The organism is Streptomyces sp. Rer75 (assembly GCF_013414305.1).
In the GTDB taxonomy this organism is placed as follows: Bacteria; Actinomycetota; Actinomycetes; order Streptomycetales; family Streptomycetaceae; genus Streptomyces; species Streptomyces himastatinicus.
The window spans coordinates 1,490,177-1,510,833 of record NZ_CP058693.1; the positions used below are offsets into that span (position 1 = coordinate 1,490,177).

Here is a 20,657-nt window from a genome sequence, read left to right on the forward strand (position 1 = left end):
ATCGAAAGGACCCGCCATGACCACGCACGCCACCGGTACCTTCACCTTCGCCGACTGGCAGGAGAAACCGGTCGGGGAGGCCGCGGGCGGGGCGAAGCTCGCCCATGCCACCGTGACCAACGGCTACTCGGGCGCGATCACGGCGTCCGGCACCGCCTGTCAGTACGCCATCGTCTACCTCGCCGACAAGACCGGCGCCTTCTCGGGCCATGAGCTGGTGGACGGACTGCTCGACGGCCGCCGGGGCAGCTTCGTCCTCGCCCAGCACGGCACCTTCGGCGAGGACGGCACCGTGCGGTGCGCCTTCGAGGTGGTGCCGGGCTCGGGCACCGGCGAGCTGGCCGGGCTCACCGGTGCGGGCACCTTCACCGCCCCGCAGGGCATCGAAGCGGTCTCATACGCCTTCGACTACGAGCTGGGCTGAGACGGTCCGAGGTTCGGGATGCGCCAGTCGATCGGCGTGTGGCCCTGGGCCTTCACCGCCTCGTCGATCTGAGTGAAGGGGCGCGATCCGAAGAACTTCTTCGCCGACAGCGGCGAGGGGTGCGCCCCCTTCACCACCGCGTGCCGCTCCTCGTCGATCAGCGGCAGCTTCTTCTGGGCGTAGTTCCCCCACAGGACGAAGACGGCCGGGTCGGGGCGGGCGGCCACGGCGCGGATCACCGCGTCGGTGAACTTCTCCCACCCCTTGCTCTTGTGGGAGTTGGCCTCGCCGCCCCGGACCGTCAGCACCGCGTTGAGCAGCAGGACGCCCTGCCGGGCCCACGGCATCAGATAGCCGTTGTCCGGGATGGGGTGGCCCAGCTCCTCCTTCATCTCCTTGTAGATGTTCCGCAGCGACGGCGGCGTCTTGACGCCCGGCCGCACCGAGAAGCACAGCCCGTGCCCCTGGCCCTCGCCGTGGTACGGGTCCTGCCCGAGGATCAGCACCTTCACCTGGTCGTACGGCGTGGCCTCCAGGGCGGCGAAGACCTCGTCGCGCGGCGGGTGGACCGGCCCCTTGGCCCGCTCCTCCTCGACGAACTCGGTGAGCTCCTTGAAATAGGGCTTCTCCAGCTCCTCGCCGAGGACGCCGCGCCAGGACTCGGGCAGCTCGTAGGCCACGTCAACAACCTCCGGTCGTGTTCCGTTCACGGGCACGAACCTACCGGCGGCCACTGACAACGCCTCACGCGGTGCGGGGATCACGGGCGCGGGCCCGGCACCGGGAGCGGTGCCGGGCCCGCCGTCGTGGCGGCGGGTGCGTGGCGGACGGTCAGCCGACGCCCGCGTTGAGGAAGACACCGCCGTCCACGACGAGCGTCTGGCCGGTGATCCACGCGGCCTGGTCGGAGGTGAGGAACGCGGCCGCGCCCCCGATGTCCTCCGGCACGCCCAGCCGCCCGAGCGGATACGCCGCGGCGGCCTCCTCCTCCCGCCCCTCGTACAGGGCGGTGGCGAACTTGGTCTTCACCACCGCGGGGGCGATCGTGTTGACCCGCACGCCCGGCGCGAACTCGTGGGCGAGCTGCTGCGTGAGGTTGATCATCGCGGCCTTGGACACGCCGTAGGCGGCGATGAACGGCGAGGGCGTCATCCCGGCGACCGAGGAGATGTTGACGATCGCGCCGCCGTTCTCCTTCTGCCACGCCTTCCAGGTCTGCTGGGCGAAGCCGAGCGCCGAGACGACGTTGGTCTCGAAGACCTTGCGTATCACCGCGAGGTCGAGATCGGCGATGGGCGAGTAGACCGGGTTCGTCCCGGCGTTGTTGACGAGGTAGTCGACGCGCCCGAACGCCTCCATCGCGCGCTCGACGGCCACCGCCTGGTGCGCCTCGTCATGGGCCTTGCCGGGGACACCGATCACCCGGTCGGCGCCCAGCCGCTCGACGGCCTCCTTCAGGGCGTCCTCGTTGCGGCCGGTGATGCACACCCGGTCGCCGCGTGCCACCATCGCCTCCGCGATGCCGTAGCCGATGCCGCGGCTGGCCCCGGTGACGAGCGCGGCCTTGCCGCTGTCCGATGCGATCTCTTTGGTCATGGGGTTCGTAGGCTCCTGATCAGTTGAGCGGGCCGCCGGCCACGTACATCACCTGGCCGGAGACGAACCCGGCCGCGTCCCCGGTGAAGAAGGCGACGGCGTTCGCGATGTCCTCCGGCTGTCCGACGCGCTGCACCGGGATCTGGCTCGCGGCCGCCTTCTGGAAGTCGTCGAAGCCCATGCCGACGCGCTCGGCGGTCGCGGCGGTCATGTCGGTGGCGATGAAGCCGGGCGCCACGGCGTTGGCGGTGACGCCGAACTTGCCCAGCTCGATGGCGAGGGTCTTGGTGAAGCCCTGCATACCGGCCTTGGCGGCCGAGTAGTTGACCTGACCGCGGTTGCCGAGCGCCGAGCTGCTGGAGAGGTTGACGACCCGTCCGAACCCGGCGTCCACCATGTGCTTCTGACAGGCGCGCGACATCAGGAACGCACCCCGCAGATGCACGTTCATGACCGTGTCCCAGTCGGACTCGCTCATCTTGAAGAGCAGGTTGTCGCGGAGCACACCGGCGTTGTTCACCAGGATCGTCGGCGCGCCCAGTTCTTCGGCGACACGCCCGACCGCGGCCTCCACCTGCCCCGCGTCGGACACGTCGCAGCCCACGGCGATGGCCTTGCCGCCCGCCGCGGTGATCTTCTCCACGGTCTCGGCGCAGGACGCCTCGTCGAGGTCGAGCACGGCGACGGCGCGGCCCTCCTCGGCCAGTCGCACGGCGGTCGCCGCGCCGATGCCGCGGGCCGCGCCCGTCACGATGGCGACACGCTGCTCGTTGGTGGACATGCGGGTTCTCCTCGCCTCGGGTAGCGGCGCACCGTCCCGGCACCCGGGGGTGAGCAACCGCTTAGTCTCTTCTGCGGTCGAGACGCTATGAGGCCCGCCGCCCACTGTCAACGACCCGCTGTGATGCCCTTGCTCACCCCCGCCCGTCAGCGCACCAGCAGATCGAGCAGCCGCTCGACCTCCGCCTCCGCGTCCGTGGTCAGCCCGGTGTGCACCGGCCCCGGCTGGACGACGGTGGAGCGCGGCGCGACCAGCCAGCGGAACCGCCGCCCCGGCTCGTCACCGCCCGCCTGACCGGCCTGTTCTCCCCCGCGGCAGACGCCCTCCACGGCGTGCAGCGCGGCCCGTACGCCCGCCACGTCCGCCGACGGGTCGAGAGCCAGCAGCCGGGTCTCGTCCAGATGGGTGCGGGCCGCCACGAAGGACGTCGCGCGGCAGTAGACCACGACGCCCGCGTTGATCAGCTCACCACGCTCCACCCGGGGAACGACCCGCACCACGGCGTACTCGAACACATCCCGGCCCTGGTGCAGCCCGCTCACTTCGCTGCCTTTCCGTCGACCCATACGCGCAGCCAGTCGGGAGCCTTCGACGGCCCGTCACCGGAGCGCTCCCCGAGCGTGATCCTTTCACCGATCGCCGCGGCCCGCTCCAGCAGCACCCGCACATAGGCGCGGCGCACCGCGTCCGGGCTGTCGAAGCCGGGCTCGTCGGCCAGCCAGGCGTCGGGGACGTCTGCGGTGACCTCGGTCAGCAGCTCCTCGGTGATCCGCGGCGCGAGCGCGGCCGCGGCCGCGGCCACATCCGGGGCGAAGGGGGCGAGCACATGCTCGGAGGCGTCGTACGGCTTGGTGGCGGCCGCGTCCAGCCCGCGCCAGCTGTGGTGCCAGATGATCGTGGCGCCGTGGTCGATGAGCCACAGGTTGCCGTGCCAGACCAGCAGGTTGGGGTTGCGCCAGGACCGGTCCACGTTGCCGATGAGCGCGTCGAACCACACCACCTGTCCGGCCTCCGCCGCGCCCACCTCGAAGGCCAGCGGGTCGAAGCCGAGCGAGCCGGGCAGATAGTCCATGCCCAGGTTGAGCCCACCGCTGGCCTTGAGCAGGTCCTGCACCTCCTCGTCCGGCTCGCTCAGCCCGATCACCGGGTCGAGCTGCATCCGCACCAACTCCGGGACGCGCAACCCCAGGCGGCGGGCCAGCTGTCCGCAGATGACCTCGGCGACGAGGGTCTTCCGGCCCTGGCCCGCACCGATGAACTTCATGACATACGTGCCGAGATCGTCGGCCTCGACGATGCCGGGGAGCGACCCGCCCTCACGCAAGGGCGTGACATAGCGGGTGGCCGTGACTTCAGGAAGCATCCGCCCAGGCTATCGGTGCGCACGGCGCGGACGGCCGGCTCCGGGTTCCTCCTGCGCGGGCCGCTCGTCCAGCGGCTTCAGTTGGCCGTGCCCACCATGGCCACGGCCGGTGCGTCGGTGGCGTCGAGGCTGCTGAGGATGGACTCCACCCGCTGCCTGGCGTCGCCGAAGAGCATCCGGCTGTTCTCCCGGAAGAACAGCGGGTTCTGCACGCCCGCGTACCCGGCGGCCATGGAGCGTTTGAAGACGACGACGTGGGCCGCCTCCCACACGTGCAGCACCGGCATCCCGGCGATGGGACTGGCCGGGTCGTCGGTGGCCGACGGGTTGACGGTGTCGTTGGCGCCGATGACCAGGACGACCGAGGTGGCGGCGAAGTCGTCGTTGATCTCGTCCATGTCCAGGACGATGTCGTAGGGCACCTGGGCCTCGGCAAGGAGCACGTTCATGTGCCCGGGCAGCCGGCCGGCGACCGGGTGGATGCCGAAGCGCACCTCGATGCCGCGGTCGCGGAGTTTGCGCGCAAGCTCCGCGACCGGGTACTGGGCCTGGGCGACCGCCATGCCGTAGCCCGGGGTGATGATCACCGAGGAGGCGTCGCGCAGCAGTTCCGCGGTGTCCTCCGCGCTGATCTCCTGGTGTTCCCCGTGGTCGCTGTCGTCGCTCGTCACCGTCTGGGCCCCGAAGCCGCCCGCGATCACCGAGAGGAAGGAGCGGTTCATCGCCTTGCACATGATGTACGAGAGGTAGGCGCCGGAGGAGCCCACCAGCGCGCCGGTGACGATCAGCAGGTTGTTGGCGAGCAGGAAGCCCGAGGCCGCGGCGGCCCAGCCGGAGTAGCTGTTGAGCATCGAGACGACGACCGGCATGTCACCGCCGCCGATGGAGGCGACCAGATGCGCGCCGAGGGCCAGGGCCAGCACGGTGACCGCGATGAGCAGTCCCATGTGGGGCCTCGCGACGAACGCCACGGTGAGCACGGCGAACGCGGCGAGCGCGCCGAGGTTGAGGGCGTGTCTGCCGGGGAGCATGAGCGGTCGGGACTTGATCCGCGCCGACAGCTTCAGATACGCGACGACCGAGCCGGTGAAGGTGACGGCTCCGATGAACACGCCGAGGAAGACCTCGGCGTGGTGGATGCGCAGCAGCGAACCGGTCAGCTCGGCGTCGACGTCGAGGTAGCCGTTCCAGCCGACGAGCGCGGCGGCGAGGCCGACGAAGCTGTGCATGACGGCGATCAGTTCCGGCATGCCCGTCATCTCGACCACGCGGGCCCGCCACAGTCCGATGCCCGCGCCGACAGCCGTGGCGACGGCGATCAGCACCAGACCGGTGGCGGTGATGCTCCGGGAGGCCAGCCCGATGGTGGCGGCCAGCGCGATGACCATGCCCGCGATGCCCCAGACCACTCCGGAGCGGGAGGTCCGGTGCTGGGAGAGTCCGGCGAGACTCAGGATGAACAGCAGCGAGGCGACGACGTAGGCGGCCTGTGCGGCCGTGGTGGTGGTCATCCGCGATCAGCCCTTCGAGAACATGCCGAGCATGCGGCGCGTGACGGCGAATCCGCCGAAGATGTTGATGCTCGCCAGCAGGATCGCGGCGAACGACAGCACGGTGACGGCGGTGTTCGCGTGCCCGATCTGGAGCAGCGCGCCGACCACGACGATCCCGGAGATCGCGTTGGTGACCGACATCAGCGGGGTGTGCAGCGCGTGGTGCACCTTTCCGATGACGTAGAAGCCGACCACGATCGACAGGACGAAGACCAGGAAGTGGCCGATGAGCTGGTGCGGTGAGAAGGCGGTCACCAGGAAGAGGGCGAGCGCTCCGGCGCCGACGAGGGCGTAGTCGGACCGCGCGGACCGGGTGGGCCCGGCCGGTGGGCCGGGAGGTGTGGCGGGTTCCGGGGCCCCGGCGGGCGTGGGCGCGGCGGACACCTGCACCGGTGGCGGCGGCCAGGTCTTCTCGCCGTCGCGGACCACGGTCATCGACCGCTGCACCACGTCGTCGAAGTCGAGGACGAGCCGGCCGTCCTTGCCGGGGGTGAGCAGCTTCATCAGGTGGACGAGGTTGGTGCCGTACAGCTGCGACGCCTGGGCCGGGAGCCTGCCGGGCAGGTCGGTGTAGCCGATGATCGTCACGTCGTTGCCGGTGACGACCGCCTTCCCGGCGACCGTTCCCTCGACGTTGCCGCCCTGGGCCGCGGCCATGTCGACGATCACGCTGCCGGGCTTCATGCGCGCCACGTCCTCGGCGGTGATCAGCCTCGGCGCCGGTCTGCCGGGGACGAGTGCGGTGGTGATGATGATGTCGACGTCGGCGGCCTGCTCGGCGTACAGCCGCGCGGCGAGCCGGTTGTAGTCGTCCGAGGTGGCCTTGGCGTAACCGTCGGCGCTGACCTGCTGTGCGGACTGTTCCGACGGCGCGGACTGTTCGGGCCGCACCTCCAGGAACTCCCCGCCCAGCGAGCGCACCTGCTCGGCGACCTCGGGCCGGGGATCGGTGGCGCGGACCACGGCGCCGAGACTGCGCGCCGCGCCGATCGCCGCGAGTCCGGCCACCCCGGCCCCGGCCACCAGCACCCTGGCAGGCGGCACCTTGCCCGCGGCGGTCACCTGACCGGTGAAGAAGCGGCCGAAGGCGTGCGCGGCCTCGACCACGGCCCGGTATCCGGCGATGTTCGCCATCGAGCTCAGGACGTCCAGGGACTGGGCGCGCGAGATGCGCGGGACGGCGTCCATGGCCAGTACGGTGATCGGCCGCCGGGCCAGCTCCTCGACCAGTTCCGGGTGGAGCGCGGGGCCGATGAGCGCGATCAGGGTCGCCCCGTCGCGCAGCCGCCCGATCTCCTCGCCGGAGGGTCCGTTGACCTTCAGGACGACCGACGCCGACCAGGGATCCCCGAGACTGGCTCCCGCCTCCTCGTAGGCCGCGTCGGAGAAGCGCGACGCCTCTCCCGCCCCCGGTTCGACGATCACGTGGTACCCCAGCTCGGCGAGTCGGCCCACGGTGGCCGGTGTCGCCGCCACCCTGGTCTCGCCCGGGGTGGACTCGGCGGGTACTCCGATCCTCCGGCGTTGCACTTCCGGTTCCGGTTCCGGTGCGGCCATCGTCTTCCTCTCACCGTCGACGTCCCGGCGCCGGGCCCGTCCGCCCGGCGCTTCGCGTGCCTGTCCCTCCATCGGTGCCCGGATCCCCTCGTGTTCGACCCTGCCCGGATCGACAACAGGCCGAGCGACGGTTGAACGCTGGAGCGCCGGGCCGCGTATGGAAGCGAAACGTCCCTGGATCAGGAGGCACCACCATGACGCAGCCGGAAACCACCGGATGGGGCACCACCCGTCGCGCCGTCGTCTCCGCTGCCGGAGCGGCCGGGCTGGCCGCCGCCCTCACCGCCTGCGGTAAGGACGACGGCGGCGGGTCGGGCGACTCGCAGAACGCCGGTTCCGCACAGGAGTCGGCCGGGGCCGGGCAGTCGGGCGCGGCGGGAGCGGGAGGCGACACGTCGGGGGGCGGGGGCGGCATGGAGCTGGCCAAGACCTCCCAGATCCCCGAGGGCGGCGGCATGGTCTTCAAGGATCACAAGGTCGTGGTGACCCAGCCGTCCTCGGGGCAGTTCAAGGCGTTCTCCTCGATCTGCACCCACCAGGGGTGCTCGGTCGGCGACGTGTCGGACGGCACCATCAACTGCCCGTGCCACCAGAGCAAGTTCGACATCAGCGACGGCAGCCCGAAGGGCGGGCCCGCCACGAAGGCGCTGCCCGGCGCGAAGATCAAGGTGGAGGGCACCTCGATCAAGATGGCCTGATCGCCTGCCAGCAGGCGATCACGTCCTCGGTCGAGGTGACGGTCGCGACGAGGGCGAGGGTGTGACGGACCATTGCCGGGGTGTACGAGGCGGGCACCCCGGCGATGGCGTCCGCGGGCACCACGGCCGTATAGCCGAGGTTGACCGCGTCGAAGACGGCGTTGGGTATCGCCACATTGGCCGACACGCCGACGATGACCAGGGTGCGGCAGCCCAGGTTGCGCAGCAGCGCGTCCACGCCGGTCCCGGCGAGCGGCGACAGGCCGTGCAGCCGCCGCACCAGCAGATCTTCCGCGCCGACCGGGACCGGTTCGGCGATCCGTACGGCCTCGCTCCCGGTGAGCTGCCGCACCGGCAGCCGCTCGGCGGCCCGGAACAGCGGCGCGTTGCGGTTCGCGCCGCGCCCGTCGGCGCGCCGCTCGGCCACCGCGTGCAGCACCGGTACGCGCGTGTCGTGGGCGGCCGACACCAGCCGGGCGACACGCCCGAGCGCGCCGGACTCCCGGGCCTCGGCGGCGAGTTCGGGCAGTGCGCTGCCCGGGCCCACGACGCCGCGCTGGCACTCCACGGTGAGCAGGGCACAGCCCTCGGGGCGGAGCAGTTCGGACAGCGACACGGCGGCCTCCTAGCGCCGGGAGGGTAACGGCCATTGCCTTTGGAAGGAAGAGTCGCGATTCTGTGCGGATGACCGTCACCCAGCGGCGGGGACGCCGCATCATGATGACCCCGGCCGAGCTGGACGCCTTCCTCACCGAACAGCGCACCTGCCGGGTCGCGACGGTGTCCGCGGACGGGCGGCCGCACATCAGCGCGCTGTGGTTCGCCTGGGACGGCACGGCCCTGTGGCTCTACTCCCTGACCCGCAGCCGCCGCTGGGCCGAGCTGCGCCGCGATCCACGGCTCGCGGTGATCGTCGACGACGGGCACGACTACGGCGAACTGCGCGGCGCCGAGCTGAGCGGCGAGGCCGTCTTCGTGGGCGAGGCCCCGCGCTCGGGCGCGCCGTGTCCCGAACTCGACGCGCCGGAGCGGATGTTCGCGGCGAAGTACTTCGGGCTTGACGCCATGCCGCACGACGGGCGCCACGCGTGGCTGCGGCTGACCCCGGACACGGTCAGCTCCTGGGACTTCCGCAAGCTGCCCCAGGGCTGAGCGCGCCGTACGGTACGAAGCCTGAGCTGCCGTACCGTACGACAGCCTGAGCGCGCCGTACGCGCCCAGCCTGCCGGTCAGTCGACGATCTTCTCCCCCACCGACCGCAGCACGTCCACCGCCGCGCGGATGGAGGGCCTGCGGTCGGCGTCGGCGCGCCAGATCGCGTAGACGTGCCGGCGCATCGTGGGCGGGCTCACCGGCACCATCCGCACGCCCTCGGGCACCGGACCCCGGCCGAGCCGGGGGATGACGCCGATCCCGAGCCCGGAGGCGATCAGCGCGAGCTGGGTCTGGTGCTCCCGCGCGGTGTGCCGGATGTGCGGCTCGATGCCCTTGCCGCGCAGGGTCACCATCAGCCAGTCGTAGCAGAACCCGCCCTCGGGCCAGGACACCCACTCGTCGTCCACGAAGTCCTCCGGCTCGACCGCGCAGCGGTCGGCGAAGGGGTGGTCCGCGGGCATCGCCACGTCCACCAGGTCGTCCAGCAGCGCCGCCTTGACCAGCCCGCCGGGCACCGGCAGGGGCTTGTTGTACCAGTCGAGGACGACCGCCAGGTCGATGTCGCCGCGCACCACCGCGGGCACCGACTCGTCCGGCTCCATCTCCTGCAACCGGGCGCGCAGCTGCGGATGTTCGGTCCGCATCCGCTCCAGCGCGGCGGGGAAGAGGCCGCGGACGGCGGTCGGGAACGCGCCCAGCAGCAGCTCGCCGACGGCGTGTCCGCGCTGGGCCTCCAAGTCTGCCTGGGCCAGCTCCACTTGGGACAGGATCCGCGCCGCGTGGTCGGAGAGCAGCCGCCCGGCGTCGGTGAGGCGCACCCCGCGGCCGTTCTTGGCGAGCAGCTGCTGCCCGGTCTCCCGCTCCAGCTTCGAGAGCTGCTGGGAGACGGCCGAGGTGGTCACATGCAGTCCTTCGGCTGCGCCGCTCACGGAACCGTGCCGGGCCACGGCGTACAAAGTGCGCAGGCGATCCAGATTCATGTAAGCAATGCTACGCGATAACGCACATGAATTCTCGCTTGTTCTAAGAAGTTGTAGCCCGCAATGTAGACGCCATGAAGGCCATGACCTCCGCGACCACCGCGGCGCCCTCCCCCGCCGCCGAGCAGCCCGCCGCGCCAGCCGCCCGCCCACGGCGGCTGCTCGACTGGCGGATCCGCTTCGGCGTGCTCGCCCTGGTCTGGGGCTTCAGCTTCCTGTTCATCAAGGTGGGCACCGAGGCGTTCGCACCGCTGTACGTCACGCTCGGCCGGATGGTGTTCGGCACGGCCGTCCTCCTCACGGTCCTGGTGGCGAAGCGGGAGCGGCTGCCGCGCGGGGCCCGGGTGTGGGGCCATCTGGCGGTGGCCGCCTTCTTCCTCAACGCCCTGCCGTTCTCGCTCTTCGCCTACGCCGAGACGACCATCCCCTCCACCCTGGCCGGGATCTGCAACGCCGCCTCGCCCCTGTGGGGCATGGTCGTCGCGGTGGCCGTCGTCTCCGACGACCGCCCGACCCGGCAGCGCGTCGCGGGCCTGGGCCTCGGCTTCGCCGGTGTCCTGATCGTGCTGGGCGCCTGGCAGGGCTTCTCCGGCCAGGACCCGGTGGGCACGGCACTCGCGCTCATCGCCTCGCTCAGCTACGCGATCGGCTGGGCCTACGTGCGCCACACGCTCGCCGGTACCGGGAACTCCCATCTGGCCATGTCCTCCGGCCAGTTGCTGCTCGGTACCGTCCAACTCGCGGTGGCCGCCCCGCTCGCCGCCCCGGCCCCCGGCTCTTATCCCCTCCTCCCCCTGCTCTCGGTGCTCGCCCTCGGCGCCCTGGGCACCGGTGTCGCCTTCCTGATCCAGTACGGCCTGGTGGCGGAGGTCGGCCCGACGACGGCGATGATGGTGACGTACTTCGTCCCGGTGATCGCCACGGCGGCGGGCGTGCTGATCCTCGGCGAACACCTCAACTGGAACACGCCGGTGGGCGCCCTGATCATCCTTGTCGGCGCGGCTCTCACCCAGCGCCGGTAAACCCCCGGGAAGCACGGCCCCCATCAGTCCACCCGCCCCGCCGGGGCCGGCCCCCGCGCCACCGCCGACGCCACGGCGTCGGCGAGCCCGGCCACCTCACCGGCGCGCAGCGGAGAGACCGTCAGCCGCAGGCCCGGACCCGAGGCCACCCGGAACCGGGCGCCCGGGGCGACCGCCCAGCCCGAGGACAACAGGCGGGCCACCGCGCCCGTCTCGTCGGACACCGGCACCCAGACGTTCATCCCGCTGCGCCCGTGCGCGGCGACTCCGCGCTCCCGCAGCGCCCTCACCAGGGCGTCGCGCCGCACGTCGTACGACGCCGCGACGGTCGCCACGTCCACCGCGCCGGTGCGCCACAGATGCGTCACGGCATCCTGGAGCAGATGGCTGACCCAGCCGGGGCCGAGGCGCTGCCGTCCGCGCAGCCGGTCCAGGGTGACGGTGTCGCCGGTGAGCACCGCGAGGCGCAGATCGGGGCCGTACGCCTTGGCGGTGGAACGGACCAGCACCCAGTGGTCCGTGCTGCCCGCGAGCGGGTGCAGGGGCAGGTCCACGATGCCGTGGCCGTGGTCGTCCTCGATGAGCACCACGCCGGGGTGCCCGGCGAGGACGGCGCGCAGCTCGCGGGCGCGCGCCGCGCTCACCGCCGCACCCGTCGGGTTCTGCGCCCGGTCGGTGACGACGAGCGCCCGCACCCCCTGGCGCAGCGCCCGCTCCACCTCCTCCGGCAGCGGCCCGTCGTCATCCACCCCGACGGGAACGGTGTGCAGCCCGAGCGCCGGGATCAGATCGAGCGCACTGCCCCAGCCGGGGTCCTCGACGGCGACCGCGTCACCGGGCCGCAGATGGGCGGCGAGGACGCGTTCGATGGCGTCGAGCGCGCCGGAGGTGACGGCGATGGGCCCGTCCGGCACGCCGTCCGCGTCGAAGGCGGCGCGTGCCGACTCGCCGATGCCGGGGGCGACCCCCGGCGTGCCGTACAGCGTGGGGGCGGCCGCGGCGTGCGCCGCGGCCTCCGCGAGGGCCGCGCCGAGCGACGGCAGCAGGGCGGGGTCGGGGTTGCCGGTCGCGAGGTCGCGCGCGCCCGGGGCCTCGACCCGGAGCCACTCGCGGGGTGTGCTCGCCGGGCGCGCCCGCACCCGGGTCCCCCGGCGGCCCGCCGTCTCGATCACGCCGCGCTCGCGCAAGACGCGATAGGCGGCCGCGACGGTGTTCGGGTTGACGCCCAGCCGCGTGGCCAACTCCCGCTGCGGCGGCAGCGGTTGGCCAGGCGGCAGCGCCCCGGCGCCGACCGCCCGCTCCACGCTGGCCGCAATCTCCGCTGCGCCACGCCCTTCGATCGGATATTCTCCTAGCACAAAACACAGTTTGCACTAGTGCAATGGGAGAGCGCAAATGAGTGCGACCACCGAGCCGCCCGCCGAGCCGCCCGCCGAGCCGTCCGCTGCCCCGCCCGCCGAGCCGGACGGCACCGCCTACGCCGCGACCGACCGCACCACCCCGACCCGCGCCCGGCAACGCGCCTCGTACGACAAGGACGTGGTGCACGCGATCCTCGACGAGGGGTACGTCTGCCACCTGGGCTTCATACGCGAGGGCGCCCCGGTCGTCCTGCCGACCCTCTACGCCCGGGCCGGGTCCCGCCTCTACGTCCACGGCTCGACCGGCTCGCGCCCCCTGCGGATGGCGGGCGACGAGGACCCGGGGCTGCCGGTGTGCCTCACGGTCACGCACGTCGACGGTCTGGTGCTCGCCCGCTCGGCGTTCCACCACTCGATCAACTACCGCTCGGTGGTGGTGCACGGCACCGCCCGTCAGGTGCTGGACGAGGCCGAGCGCGCGGCCGCGCTCGACGCGCTGGTGGACCACGTGGTGCCGGGCCGGGCCGCCGACTCCCGCCGGGCGAACGCGAAGGAGTTGGCCGCCACCGCCGTGCTCCGCCTCGACCTCGACGAGGTCTCCGCCAAGATGCGCACCGGCGGCCCCAACGACGAACCGGAGGACATGGCGCTGCCGTACTGGACCGGCGTGGTCCCGGTCGCCCGGACGCACGGCGCGCCCGTTCCCGCGGACGACCTCGCGCCGGACACGCCCGTACCCGGCTATCTCGCGTCGCTGGGCCGGACCACTACCCCCTAGACGGCAGGGTCCTCCGGGGGCTCGTCCGCCGCCGCGCGGCGGTGCCCCGACTCGGACGCGGCGACCGCGGGCGCGGCGGGGGACGGCCCCGCCGCCACCGGCTCCGCCCCCGCCGCCTTCGGCGCCGACGTCTGCGCGATCAGCGCCCCGCCCAGCACCACCGCGCCGCCGACGACCTGGGCCGCGCCCAGGTGTTCGTCCAGCAGCACCCAGGCCAGCACGGTCGCGACGACCGCCTCCAGACAGGCCACCACCCCGGCCACCTGCGGCGACAGCCGGCGCACCGAGAGCACCCCGGTCAGATACGCGAGCACCGTGGCGATCAGCACGATCCAGCCCAGCAGCAGCACCGCGGGCACCCGCGCGCCCGCGAGGTCGGCCTGCCCCGTGAGCACCGGCCAGTGCGTCTCCCACGGCCGGGCGATCACCGTCAGCGTCGCGGCGCCGATCAGCAGCCCGTAGGCGATGACCCCGAGCGGATCGGCCGCGTCCTGCCCCTCGCTGCCGTGGTCGGACAGGACGAAGTAGCCGACCTGACAGCAAGCGGCGCCGAGGGCGAGCGCCAGCCCCAGCGCGTCGAAGCTCAGCCCGGACCACACCTCCACCACGCACGCGAGCCCGCCCACGGCGAGGACGACGCCGACCGCCGCCGCCCGGCTCACCGGCCGCCGCTGGACGAACCGGACCCAGCCCAGTACCAGCGCGGGCGCGAGGTACTCCACGAGCAGCGCGACCCCGACCGGGATGCGCGAGAGCGCGGCGAAGTAGAAGGCCTGGACGCCCGCCACGGCCAGCAGGCCGAAACCCAGCAGCAGTCCGGGGCGCCGCAGCGGCAGCCGACGGTGGCGCCAGGCCAGCGGCAGCAGGACGAGCGCCGCGCCCGTCACCCGCAACCAGGTCACCTGCAACGGTTCGAGCCCCGCCCCGATCAGCGGCTTGGCGGCGACACCCGAGCCGCCGAACGCGAGCGCCGAGACCAGGGCGAGCCCCAGACCGACGCCCCTTCCCTGGCCATGGCGCTGGCCTTGCGTGCTGTGCATCGGGCCATCATGTCAGCCCGATGTCAGGACCGTCACCCCGTTTGCAACTGGCACGATTCACCGTCCAGCGCCGTGACCAGCAGATCCACATCCACCCCGGCCCGCCGCAGCACCTCCACGGCCCGGCACTCCCGGTCGTAGGTCAGCGCGGCGAGGAGGTCGGGGCCCTCGGCGAGGAACGCGCCCCGCGCCGCGGCGCGCCCGGCGGCCGCCGCCATCGCGGTCGCGGCCGCCGGGGACCAGCCGGGCACCCCGTCCCCGGCGCCGGTCACGGAGGTCTCGACCGCGCCGCTCCACCGGAGTCCGTAGCCGATGGTGCGCTGCACCAGATAGCCGAGCAGCCGCACCACTTGGGGCGGGCCCCCGGCGAACGCGCCCCACACCCGCGGGTCGTTCTCCACGAGGGTGTGCAGCAGATGAGCCGTGTCGAGGTGTGGGTCCCCGTCGCGTACGGCGCGCCGGCGGGCCCCCGTGACCACGGCGGTCAGCCGCTCGCTCAGCCGGTTCTCGAATACGGCCGCGGCCGGGCCGACGGAAGCGGAAAGGGTAGGACTTCGCACGCTCTCACCCCATCAGTCCCTTGAGGCCGAAGCGTCCTCAGCGGGAAGCATGTGCGGATCCCACGGTAGTTGGGTGCGGATGACCGGAAATCATCCTCGGGGAGGAGAGAACCCGGTTTTCCTCCCGACTCCGAAACCCCTCGAAACTCCCGCGGCACGCAACCGCCGCCGCCCCGGGCGCCGTCCCCCCACTCACAACCGCGCCTTTCCGCCACACAGTGCCGCCAAGGAGTCCCATGACCGCCCGGCCGCTGCTCTTCCTGGACATCGACGGTGTCCTCAACCCGGTCCTGCCGTCCGACGGGTTCACCGCCCACGACATCCTCGACTTCACCGTCCTCCTCTCCGTCACCCACGCCAACTGGCTGCGCGAGCTGTCATCCACCTACGACCTGGTCTGGGCCACGACCTGGGAGCACGAGGCCAACCGCCATATCGCGCCACTCCTCGAACTGCCCCAGCTGCCGGTCGTGGAGTTCACGGGCTACGTGCCGCGCCCGGACGATCCGAAGCTGCCGGTCCTCGACCTCTTCTCGGGCCGCAAGTGGGCGCCGATCCTGCGGTACGCCGCGGGCCGCCCGTTCGCCTGGGTGGACGACGTGATGCCGGAGCGGCTGGTGAGCCGGTCCCGACTGCGGCGCGACCAGCTGCTGCTGCCGATCGACCCCGCGCACGGGCTGCGCCGGGAACACGTCGACCGGCTGCTGGAGCGCCCGCCCCGGACGCGCCGCCTGCACCGGCTGCGGCCGCGCTCCGCACGGAAACCGGGAGCTGACGGTTCGTCAGTATTGAATGTTCCGGGCGGCGCGGCTACGGTGCGTAGCCCCGCCGCCGGACGCCCGGAAGGGATGTAGCCCCATGGCCGAGGTCAGCGCGCAGTTACGCATCGAGGCACCGGCCGAGAAGGTATGGGCCCGGCTCACCGACTTCTCCTCGTACGGCGACTGGAACGTCACCCACACCGGCTTCCCGCAGGGCACCCCCGCCGCGCCGGAGCCCGCGGCGACGTACCAGGAGAACATGCGGCTCATGGGCTTCCCGGCCGAAGTGACCTGGACCGTCGAGGAGTACGAACCCGGACGGGTACTCGCCACCCGGGGCAAGGGCCCGATGGGCGTGCACCTCGGCATGCGCTATGCGCTGACGCCGGACGGGGACGCGACGACGGTCCGCGTCGACGGCGACTTCACGGGGGCGGCGGTGTCCCTGATGGCAGGCAAGCTCAAGGACTCGGCGACCGCGGCGCTGGACGAGTCGCTGCGCAAGCTCGCCGCGCTGGTGGCATAGCCCGCCGCCCCTCTCAGCCCTCGTCACCCTCGGCGACCCCGGCATCTCCGGCGTCCTCGTCGTCCTGCTCGGCGAGGATCAGATACAGCCGCTTGCGCGACTGGTTGATGACGGACAGCGCCTTCTGCCGCTGCTCGGGGCTCCCCGTCTTCCAGACCTGCGCGAACGCCTCCATCAGCCCGAATCCGGCCTGCCTGACCTCCTGCATGGCCTCCCAGTCGATGCCGCGCCCGGCCTCTTCCCACGGGGCCTGCGGCCCCGCCTCGGCCTCGGTACGCCCGGCGTCGGTGAGCGCGTACAGCTTCTTGCCGCCGTCGCTCTCGCTGCTGATCATCCCCTCGTCCTCGAGGAGTTGCAGCGTCGGATACACCGAACCGGGGCTCGGCTTCCACGCTCCCCCGCTGCGCTCGGCGATCTCCTGGATCATCTCGTAGCCGTGCATCGGGCGGTCCCCCAGCAGCGCCAGGATCGAGGCGCGCACATCGCCGCGCCGCGCCCGGCCGCGGCGCCCGCCGCCGCCACGGCCCCGACCGCCGAACGGAGGCCCGCCGAAGGGGGGTCCGCCGAAGCCGCCGGGTCCGGGGCCGAACGGCCCGAAGGCCGCGCGCCGCTCCTCGAAGTCACCCCGGTCGCGCCGACCGGGTCCGCAGTGTTCATGTCCACGGTGGTGCCTCATCGTGACGCTCCTTTCATTATCGATCCATCACGATGGCTCAACGATATATCGGAACCGATCGGATGGCAATGCCAGAAGGAGGTCCACCCTTCGGGGATTGGCCATGGCCGGTGCTCCGCCCGCCGCCTACGGTCGGGACCATGCGGATACGAATCGTCGACGCCTTCACCGACCGCCCCTTCGCCGGGAACCCGGCCGGGGTCGTCCTCCTGGACACCGACGCCTTCCCGGACGACACCTGGCTCCAGGATGTCGCCGCCGAGGTCAACCTGTCCGAGACCGCCTTCGCCCACCCGCTTCCCGAGGGGGCCGAGGCCGACTGGGCGCTGCGCTGGCTCACCCCGGCCACCGAGGTCAGCATGTGCGGCCACGCCACCCTCGCGACCGCTCATGTGCTGCGTACGACGGGCGCCGCGACCGGCACCGTACGGTTCGCCACGCTCAGCGGGGTGCTGTCCGCGGCCGGTGACCCCGACGGCACGATCACCCTGGACTTCCCGACCGCTCCGCTGACCGAGGTCACGGTCGCGGACGAGGTGACCGACGCGCTCGGCGCCACGGTCCTCTCGGCCCGGGACACCGGCCCCCAGGTCGGCGATCTGCTGGTGGAACTGGCCGACGAGAAGTCCGTACGGGCCCTCACCCCCGACCTCGCGGCGCTCGGGCGGCTGGTCAAGCGGGCCGTCATCGCGACCGCGCTCCCCGAGGACCCCGCCTCCGGCCACGACTTCGTCTCGCGCGTCTTCGCGCCCGGCGTCGGCATCGACGAGGACCCGGTGACCGGCAGCGCGCACACCGCGCTCGCGCCCTTCTGGTCCGCCCGGCTCGGCCGCGACGAGCTGACCGGACTCCAGGCCTCCGCCCGTACCGGGCTGGTCCGCACCACGCTGCGCGGCGACCGTACGCTGCTGACCGGCCGGGCCGTCACGGTCATCGACGGGGAATTGCTGGTCTGAACGGGCCCGCCGGGGGCGGGCGGGTCAGGCGGTGGGCAGCCAGCCCACCTTGCCCGCCAGCAGGGCGTAGCCGACGAACGCCACGATGTCGATCAGCGCATGCGCGGCGACCAGCGGCCCGACCCGCCCCCACCTGCGGTAGAGCAGGACGAAGACGACGCCCATCGCCATGTTGCCGAAGAAGCCGCCGATCCCCTGGTACAGGTGGTACGAGCCGCGCAGCACCGAGCTGGCCACCAGCGCCGCCATCGGCGTCCAGCCCAACTGCCCGAGCCTGCGCAGCAGATAGCCGACCACGATCACCTCCTCCAGCACGGAGTTCTGCACGGCGGAGACGATGAGCACGGGCAGCTTCCACCACACGTCGGGCAGCGCCTCGGGCACCACCGTCAGATTGCCGCCGGCCGCCCGCGCGCCCAGGTAGAGCAGCAGCCCGGTGCCGCCGATGCCCGCCGCCACCGCGGCGCCCCAGGCCAGGTCGGAGCGCGGCCGGGTGCGGTCGAAGCCGATCGCGCGCAGCCCAGCGCCCTCGCGGAGCAGCAGATGGGCCACGAGCACGACCGGCACCAGCGCGGTCGCGATCCCGAACAGCTGCCAGGCGAGGTCCAGCCACGGGCGGCCGGGCGCCTGGGAGCCGTTGAGGGTGGCCGCCTGGTCCTTGAGCCCGCCGGGCTTGGTCACCGAGCCGATGAAACTGATCAGCGCGGACAGGGCGCTCGCGCCGAGCGACAGGGCCAGTACGAGCAGCGTCTCGTTGCGCAGGATCCGTCGCGGCAGGTCGCCCTCGATCGCGGGCAGCTCCGTCCCACGCGCCTCTGACTGCACTCCTGCCTCCACTTCCGCTCTTCCCGCCTCATCGGCGCGCCCGCCCCGCTAAGGTCTCGAAAACACATCCGAGATCGCGCACGAGCAGGCTGGGCCGGGCGCCATCCGCCGGCGCGCCGCCCTCCTGACAGCGTCATCTTCCAGGAGAGACAGATCGCCATGGGACGCCACAGCCAGCCCGACGAATCCGACGGTCCCGACTACTCCGGCATATTCGATGCCATGGACCGCGCCGATCACACCGATCACGCGGATCACACGGATCGCTCTGGGCGTATCGATCACTCCGCACCGGACAATACGGGGTCCAGACCCGGCGCGTCCTCCCGACGCCGGACCGTGGCGATCTCCACAGCGCTGGTGCTCGCCGTCGCGACCGGCGCCGTCGTGGTCTTACGCGGCGGGCTGCTGCCCTCCGCCGAGTCCTGCCGGAGCAACGCGGTGCGGCTCTCGGTGGCCGCGTCCCCGGACATCGCCCCGGCGCTGCGCACCGTGGCCGACGGCGCCCGGAGGGAGGGCGTCCGGTCCGATGGCCGCTGTCTGGACGTGAAGGTCACCAGCCGCCCGGCGTACGAGGTCGCGAACGCACTCGGCGACGCGGGCCGCACCCCGGGGTTCCAGGTGTGGGTGCCGGACTCCAGCGTCTGGGTCGAACGCGCGGCGACCTCCCCGGTCAGCGCCGCGCCCCTGGACACGCTCGGCGGGATCGCCTCCTCCCCGGTCGCGGTCGCCACCACCTCCGCGGCCGCCGACCGGCTGGGCTGGCCGGAGAAGACCTACGACTGGGCGGAGCTGGCCGCGGCGGGAAGCGGCGGCGACAGCCCGCGGCTGGGCACCGCCGACCCGGCGCGCAGCGCCACCGGGCTGCTGGCCCTCGCCCGGATCAACGGCTCCATCGCGAAGGCGGGCTCGGCCGACGGCAAGGCCGCGACCGATGCCCGCGCCGCGGCCAGCGCCAAGCTGCTGTCCCAGCGGGCCGCCAGGACCGACGCCGCCCTGCTGGAGACGGTGCCCCGGCGCAACCAGGCGGTGGTCCTGTCCGAGCAGGCCGCCTTCGCCCACAACGCGGAGGCCGACGACGCCTCCCGCCTCGACCTGTTCTTCCCGAAGGACGGCACGGCCGAGCTGGACTACCCGTACACGGTGCTCAACGACCGCGAGCTGACGACCGTACGGGCGCGGGCCGCCACCCGCTTCCTGACGCTGCTCACCGACCCCCGCGGCCGCCGGGCCCTGAAGAAGGACGGCTTCCGGACGGCGGACGGCAAGGTCAGCGAGCCCGTGGCGCAGGCCGCGGGCGGCCGCACCCCCCAGCCGTACGCGGTCACGCCCTCCCCCGGGCCGTCCGCCCGGGAGGTGGAAGCGGCCCTGGGCATGTGGACCATCACCGTGCAGAGCGCCCGGCTGAACACCGTCGTCGACGCCTCGGCCTCGATGAGCGACCCGGTGCCGGGCCGCCCCGGGCAGAGCCGGATGGACGTCACCAAGGCGTCGCTGCGGCAGGCCCTCTCACGCTTCACCCCCGGGGACGAGATCGGGCTGTGGGAGTTCTCGACCGAGCTGGACGGCGACCGCGACTACCGCGAACTGGTCGCGACCCGCCGCCTCGGGGCGCGCACCCCGGACGGAACCGGCCAGCGCGACGAGCTGACGGCCGCCTTCGACGCGCTGAAACCGCTCCCCGAGGGCTCGACCGGGCTGTACGACACCACGCTGGCCGCCTACAAGAAGGCCCAGGAGACGTTCGTACGGGGCAAGTTCAACGCGGTGGTGATCCTCACCGACGGCGCCAACCAGGATCCGGGCAGCATCTCGCGCACCGCGCTGGTGAAGGAGCTGAAGCGGCTGGTCGACCCGGACCGCCCGGTGCCGCTCATCGCCATCGCGGTCGGCCCGGACGCCGACCGGGCCGCGTGCCGCGAGATCGCGCAGGCGACCGGCGGATCGGCACAGCAGGTGAACGACCCCGCGCAGATCAACACGGCCATGCTCAAGGCCATCGTCGCCGCGGGCGAAGCGGGCGCGCCCCCTTCCTGAGTTCGCCT

At 72.7% G+C, this 20,657-nt stretch carries 23 protein-coding genes; 9 read left to right on the forward strand and 14 right to left on the reverse strand.

What is annotated here, in order from left to right; genetic code table 11:
* Nucleotides 1-16 precede the first annotated feature (16 nt).
* Nucleotides 17-424, forward strand: coding sequence for a DUF3224 domain-containing protein (locus HYQ63_RS05665; RefSeq protein WP_179932812.1), 408 nt, complete (start codon nt 17-19; stop codon nt 422-424).
* Here the strand turns inward: HYQ63_RS05665 and HYQ63_RS05670 are convergent.
* From HYQ63_RS05670 to HYQ63_RS05700, 7 genes are all read right to left on the reverse strand, one after another.
* Nucleotides 409-1,104 (reverse strand): uracil-DNA glycosylase, encoded by a 696-nt coding sequence (locus tag HYQ63_RS05670; protein ID WP_179939783.1) that lies wholly within the window; start codon nt 1,102-1,104, stop codon nt 409-411. The two genes, HYQ63_RS05665 and HYQ63_RS05670, sit on opposite strands and share 16 nt — an antisense overlap.
* Before the next feature lie 151 nt (nt 1,105-1,255).
* On the reverse strand, nt 1,256-2,020 hold the full coding sequence (locus HYQ63_RS05675) for an SDR family oxidoreductase (RefSeq protein WP_123108020.1): 765 nt from the start codon (nt 2,018-2,020) through the stop codon (nt 1,256-1,258).
* Nucleotides 2,021-2,039: 19 nt separating this feature from the next.
* Nucleotides 2,040-2,801, reverse strand: coding sequence for a 3-oxoacyl-ACP reductase FabG (fabG, locus tag HYQ63_RS05680; RefSeq protein ID WP_123108021.1), 762 nt, complete (start codon nt 2,799-2,801; stop codon nt 2,040-2,042).
* 146 nt (nt 2,802-2,947) lie between these two features.
* Entirely contained in the window at nt 2,948-3,343 is a 396-nt protein-coding gene (locus HYQ63_RS05685; RefSeq protein ID WP_257231645.1) for a DUF3037 domain-containing protein, read from the reverse strand.
* Nucleotides 3,340-4,164 carry a HipA family kinase gene (locus HYQ63_RS05690; protein WP_179932814.1) on the reverse strand — a complete coding sequence of 275 codons (825 nt, stop codon included), beginning with the start codon at nt 4,162-4,164 and terminating at the stop codon, nt 3,340-3,342. The genes HYQ63_RS05685 and HYQ63_RS05690 overlap by 4 nt, the downstream gene beginning before the upstream one ends.
* A gap of 77 nt (nt 4,165-4,241) precedes the next feature.
* A complete protein-coding gene (gene pntB / locus HYQ63_RS05695) occupies nt 4,242-5,675 on the reverse strand; it encodes a Re/Si-specific NAD(P)(+) transhydrogenase subunit beta (RefSeq protein WP_179932815.1) in 1,434 nt (477 codons plus the stop codon).
* A gap of 6 nt (nt 5,676-5,681) precedes the next feature.
* Nucleotides 5,682-7,274, reverse strand: coding sequence for a Re/Si-specific NAD(P)(+) transhydrogenase subunit alpha (locus HYQ63_RS05700; protein WP_179932816.1), 1,593 nt, complete (start codon nt 7,272-7,274; stop codon nt 5,682-5,684).
* A 194-nt stretch (nt 7,275-7,468) separates the two neighbouring features.
* Here HYQ63_RS05700 and HYQ63_RS05705 point away from each other — a divergent pair, with 194 nt between their 5' ends.
* Entirely contained in the window at nt 7,469-7,972 is a 504-nt protein-coding gene (locus tag HYQ63_RS05705; protein ID WP_179932817.1) for a Rieske (2Fe-2S) protein, read from the forward strand.
* On the opposite strand, the gene HYQ63_RS05710 is transcribed toward HYQ63_RS05705, so the two are convergent.
* Nucleotides 7,959-8,588, reverse strand: coding sequence for a cysteine hydrolase (locus tag HYQ63_RS05710; RefSeq protein ID WP_179932818.1), 630 nt, complete (start codon nt 8,586-8,588; stop codon nt 7,959-7,961). The genes HYQ63_RS05705 and HYQ63_RS05710 overlap by 14 nt on opposite strands.
* Before the next feature lie 68 nt (nt 8,589-8,656).
* Here HYQ63_RS05710 and HYQ63_RS05715 point away from each other — a divergent pair, with 68 nt between their 5' ends.
* Entirely contained in the window at nt 8,657-9,124 is a 468-nt protein-coding gene (locus HYQ63_RS05715) for a pyridoxamine 5'-phosphate oxidase family protein (RefSeq protein ID WP_179932819.1), read from the forward strand.
* A 77-nt stretch (nt 9,125-9,201) separates the two neighbouring features.
* Here HYQ63_RS05715 and HYQ63_RS05720 read toward each other — a convergent pair whose 3' ends face one another.
* The gene (locus tag HYQ63_RS05720) at nt 9,202-10,107 is read right to left on the reverse strand and encodes a LysR family transcriptional regulator (protein WP_179932820.1); all 906 of its coding nucleotides are present in this window, start codon (nt 10,105-10,107) and stop codon (nt 9,202-9,204) included.
* A gap of 74 nt (nt 10,108-10,181) precedes the next feature.
* Here HYQ63_RS05720 and HYQ63_RS05725 point away from each other — a divergent pair, with 74 nt between their 5' ends.
* Entirely contained in the window at nt 10,182-11,129 is a 948-nt protein-coding gene (locus HYQ63_RS05725) for a DMT family transporter (protein ID WP_179932821.1), read from the forward strand.
* Nucleotides 11,130-11,152: 23 nt separating this feature from the next.
* Here HYQ63_RS05725 and HYQ63_RS05730 read toward each other — a convergent pair whose 3' ends face one another.
* Nucleotides 11,153-12,487: an aminotransferase class I/II-fold pyridoxal phosphate-dependent enzyme gene (locus HYQ63_RS05730; protein ID WP_179932822.1), complete on the reverse strand. Its 1,335-nt coding sequence runs from the start codon at nt 12,485-12,487 to the stop codon at nt 11,153-11,155.
* A 37-nt stretch (nt 12,488-12,524) separates the two neighbouring features.
* Here HYQ63_RS05730 and HYQ63_RS05735 point away from each other — a divergent pair, with 37 nt between their 5' ends.
* On the forward strand, nt 12,525-13,268 hold the full coding sequence (locus tag HYQ63_RS05735; protein ID WP_179932823.1) for a pyridoxamine 5'-phosphate oxidase family protein: 744 nt from the start codon (nt 12,525-12,527) through the stop codon (nt 13,266-13,268).
* On the opposite strand, the gene HYQ63_RS05740 is transcribed toward HYQ63_RS05735, so the two are convergent.
* Both HYQ63_RS05740 and HYQ63_RS05745 read right to left on the reverse strand, forming a co-directional pair.
* Nucleotides 13,265-14,308, reverse strand: coding sequence for a DMT family transporter (locus HYQ63_RS05740; RefSeq protein ID WP_179932824.1), 1,044 nt, complete (start codon nt 14,306-14,308; stop codon nt 13,265-13,267). The two genes, HYQ63_RS05735 and HYQ63_RS05740, sit on opposite strands and share 4 nt — an antisense overlap.
* A 32-nt stretch (nt 14,309-14,340) precedes the next feature.
* A complete protein-coding gene (locus HYQ63_RS05745) occupies nt 14,341-14,868 on the reverse strand; it encodes a Clp protease N-terminal domain-containing protein (RefSeq protein ID WP_179932825.1) in 528 nt (175 codons plus the stop codon).
* Between the two features lie 236 nt (nt 14,869-15,104).
* Here HYQ63_RS05745 and HYQ63_RS05750 point away from each other — a divergent pair, with 236 nt between their 5' ends.
* Together HYQ63_RS05750 and HYQ63_RS05755 are read left to right on the forward strand one after the other, a co-directional pair.
* Entirely contained in the window at nt 15,105-15,722 is a 618-nt protein-coding gene (locus HYQ63_RS05750; protein WP_179932826.1) for an HAD domain-containing protein, read from the forward strand.
* Nucleotides 15,723-15,726: 4 nt separating this feature from the next.
* Entirely contained in the window at nt 15,727-16,155 is a 429-nt protein-coding gene (locus HYQ63_RS05755; RefSeq protein WP_179932827.1) for an SRPBCC family protein, read from the forward strand.
* Nucleotides 16,156-16,168: 13 nt separating this feature from the next.
* Here HYQ63_RS05755 and HYQ63_RS05760 read toward each other — a convergent pair whose 3' ends face one another.
* Complete coding sequence (locus HYQ63_RS05760; protein ID WP_179932828.1) at nt 16,169-16,831, reverse strand: PadR family transcriptional regulator; 663 nt, start codon at nt 16,829-16,831, stop codon at nt 16,169-16,171.
* 140 nt (nt 16,832-16,971) lie between these two features.
* Between HYQ63_RS05760 and HYQ63_RS05765 the strand changes: the two genes are divergently transcribed.
* Complete coding sequence (locus tag HYQ63_RS05765) at nt 16,972-17,787, forward strand: PhzF family phenazine biosynthesis protein (protein ID WP_179932829.1); 816 nt, start codon at nt 16,972-16,974, stop codon at nt 17,785-17,787.
* Between the two features lie 24 nt (nt 17,788-17,811).
* Here the strand turns inward: HYQ63_RS05765 and HYQ63_RS05770 are convergent, their stop codons facing one another.
* Nucleotides 17,812-18,624 carry a CPBP family intramembrane glutamic endopeptidase gene (locus tag HYQ63_RS05770; protein ID WP_373689031.1) on the reverse strand — a complete coding sequence of 271 codons (813 nt, stop codon included), beginning with the start codon at nt 18,622-18,624 and terminating at the stop codon, nt 17,812-17,814.
* Between the two features lie 210 nt (nt 18,625-18,834).
* On the opposite strand from HYQ63_RS05770, the gene HYQ63_RS05775 reads away from it, so the two are divergent.
* Complete coding sequence (locus HYQ63_RS05775; RefSeq protein ID WP_373689199.1) at nt 18,835-20,649, forward strand: substrate-binding domain-containing protein; 1,815 nt, start codon at nt 18,835-18,837, stop codon at nt 20,647-20,649.
* The last annotated feature ends 8 nt before the right edge of the window (nt 20,650-20,657 follow it).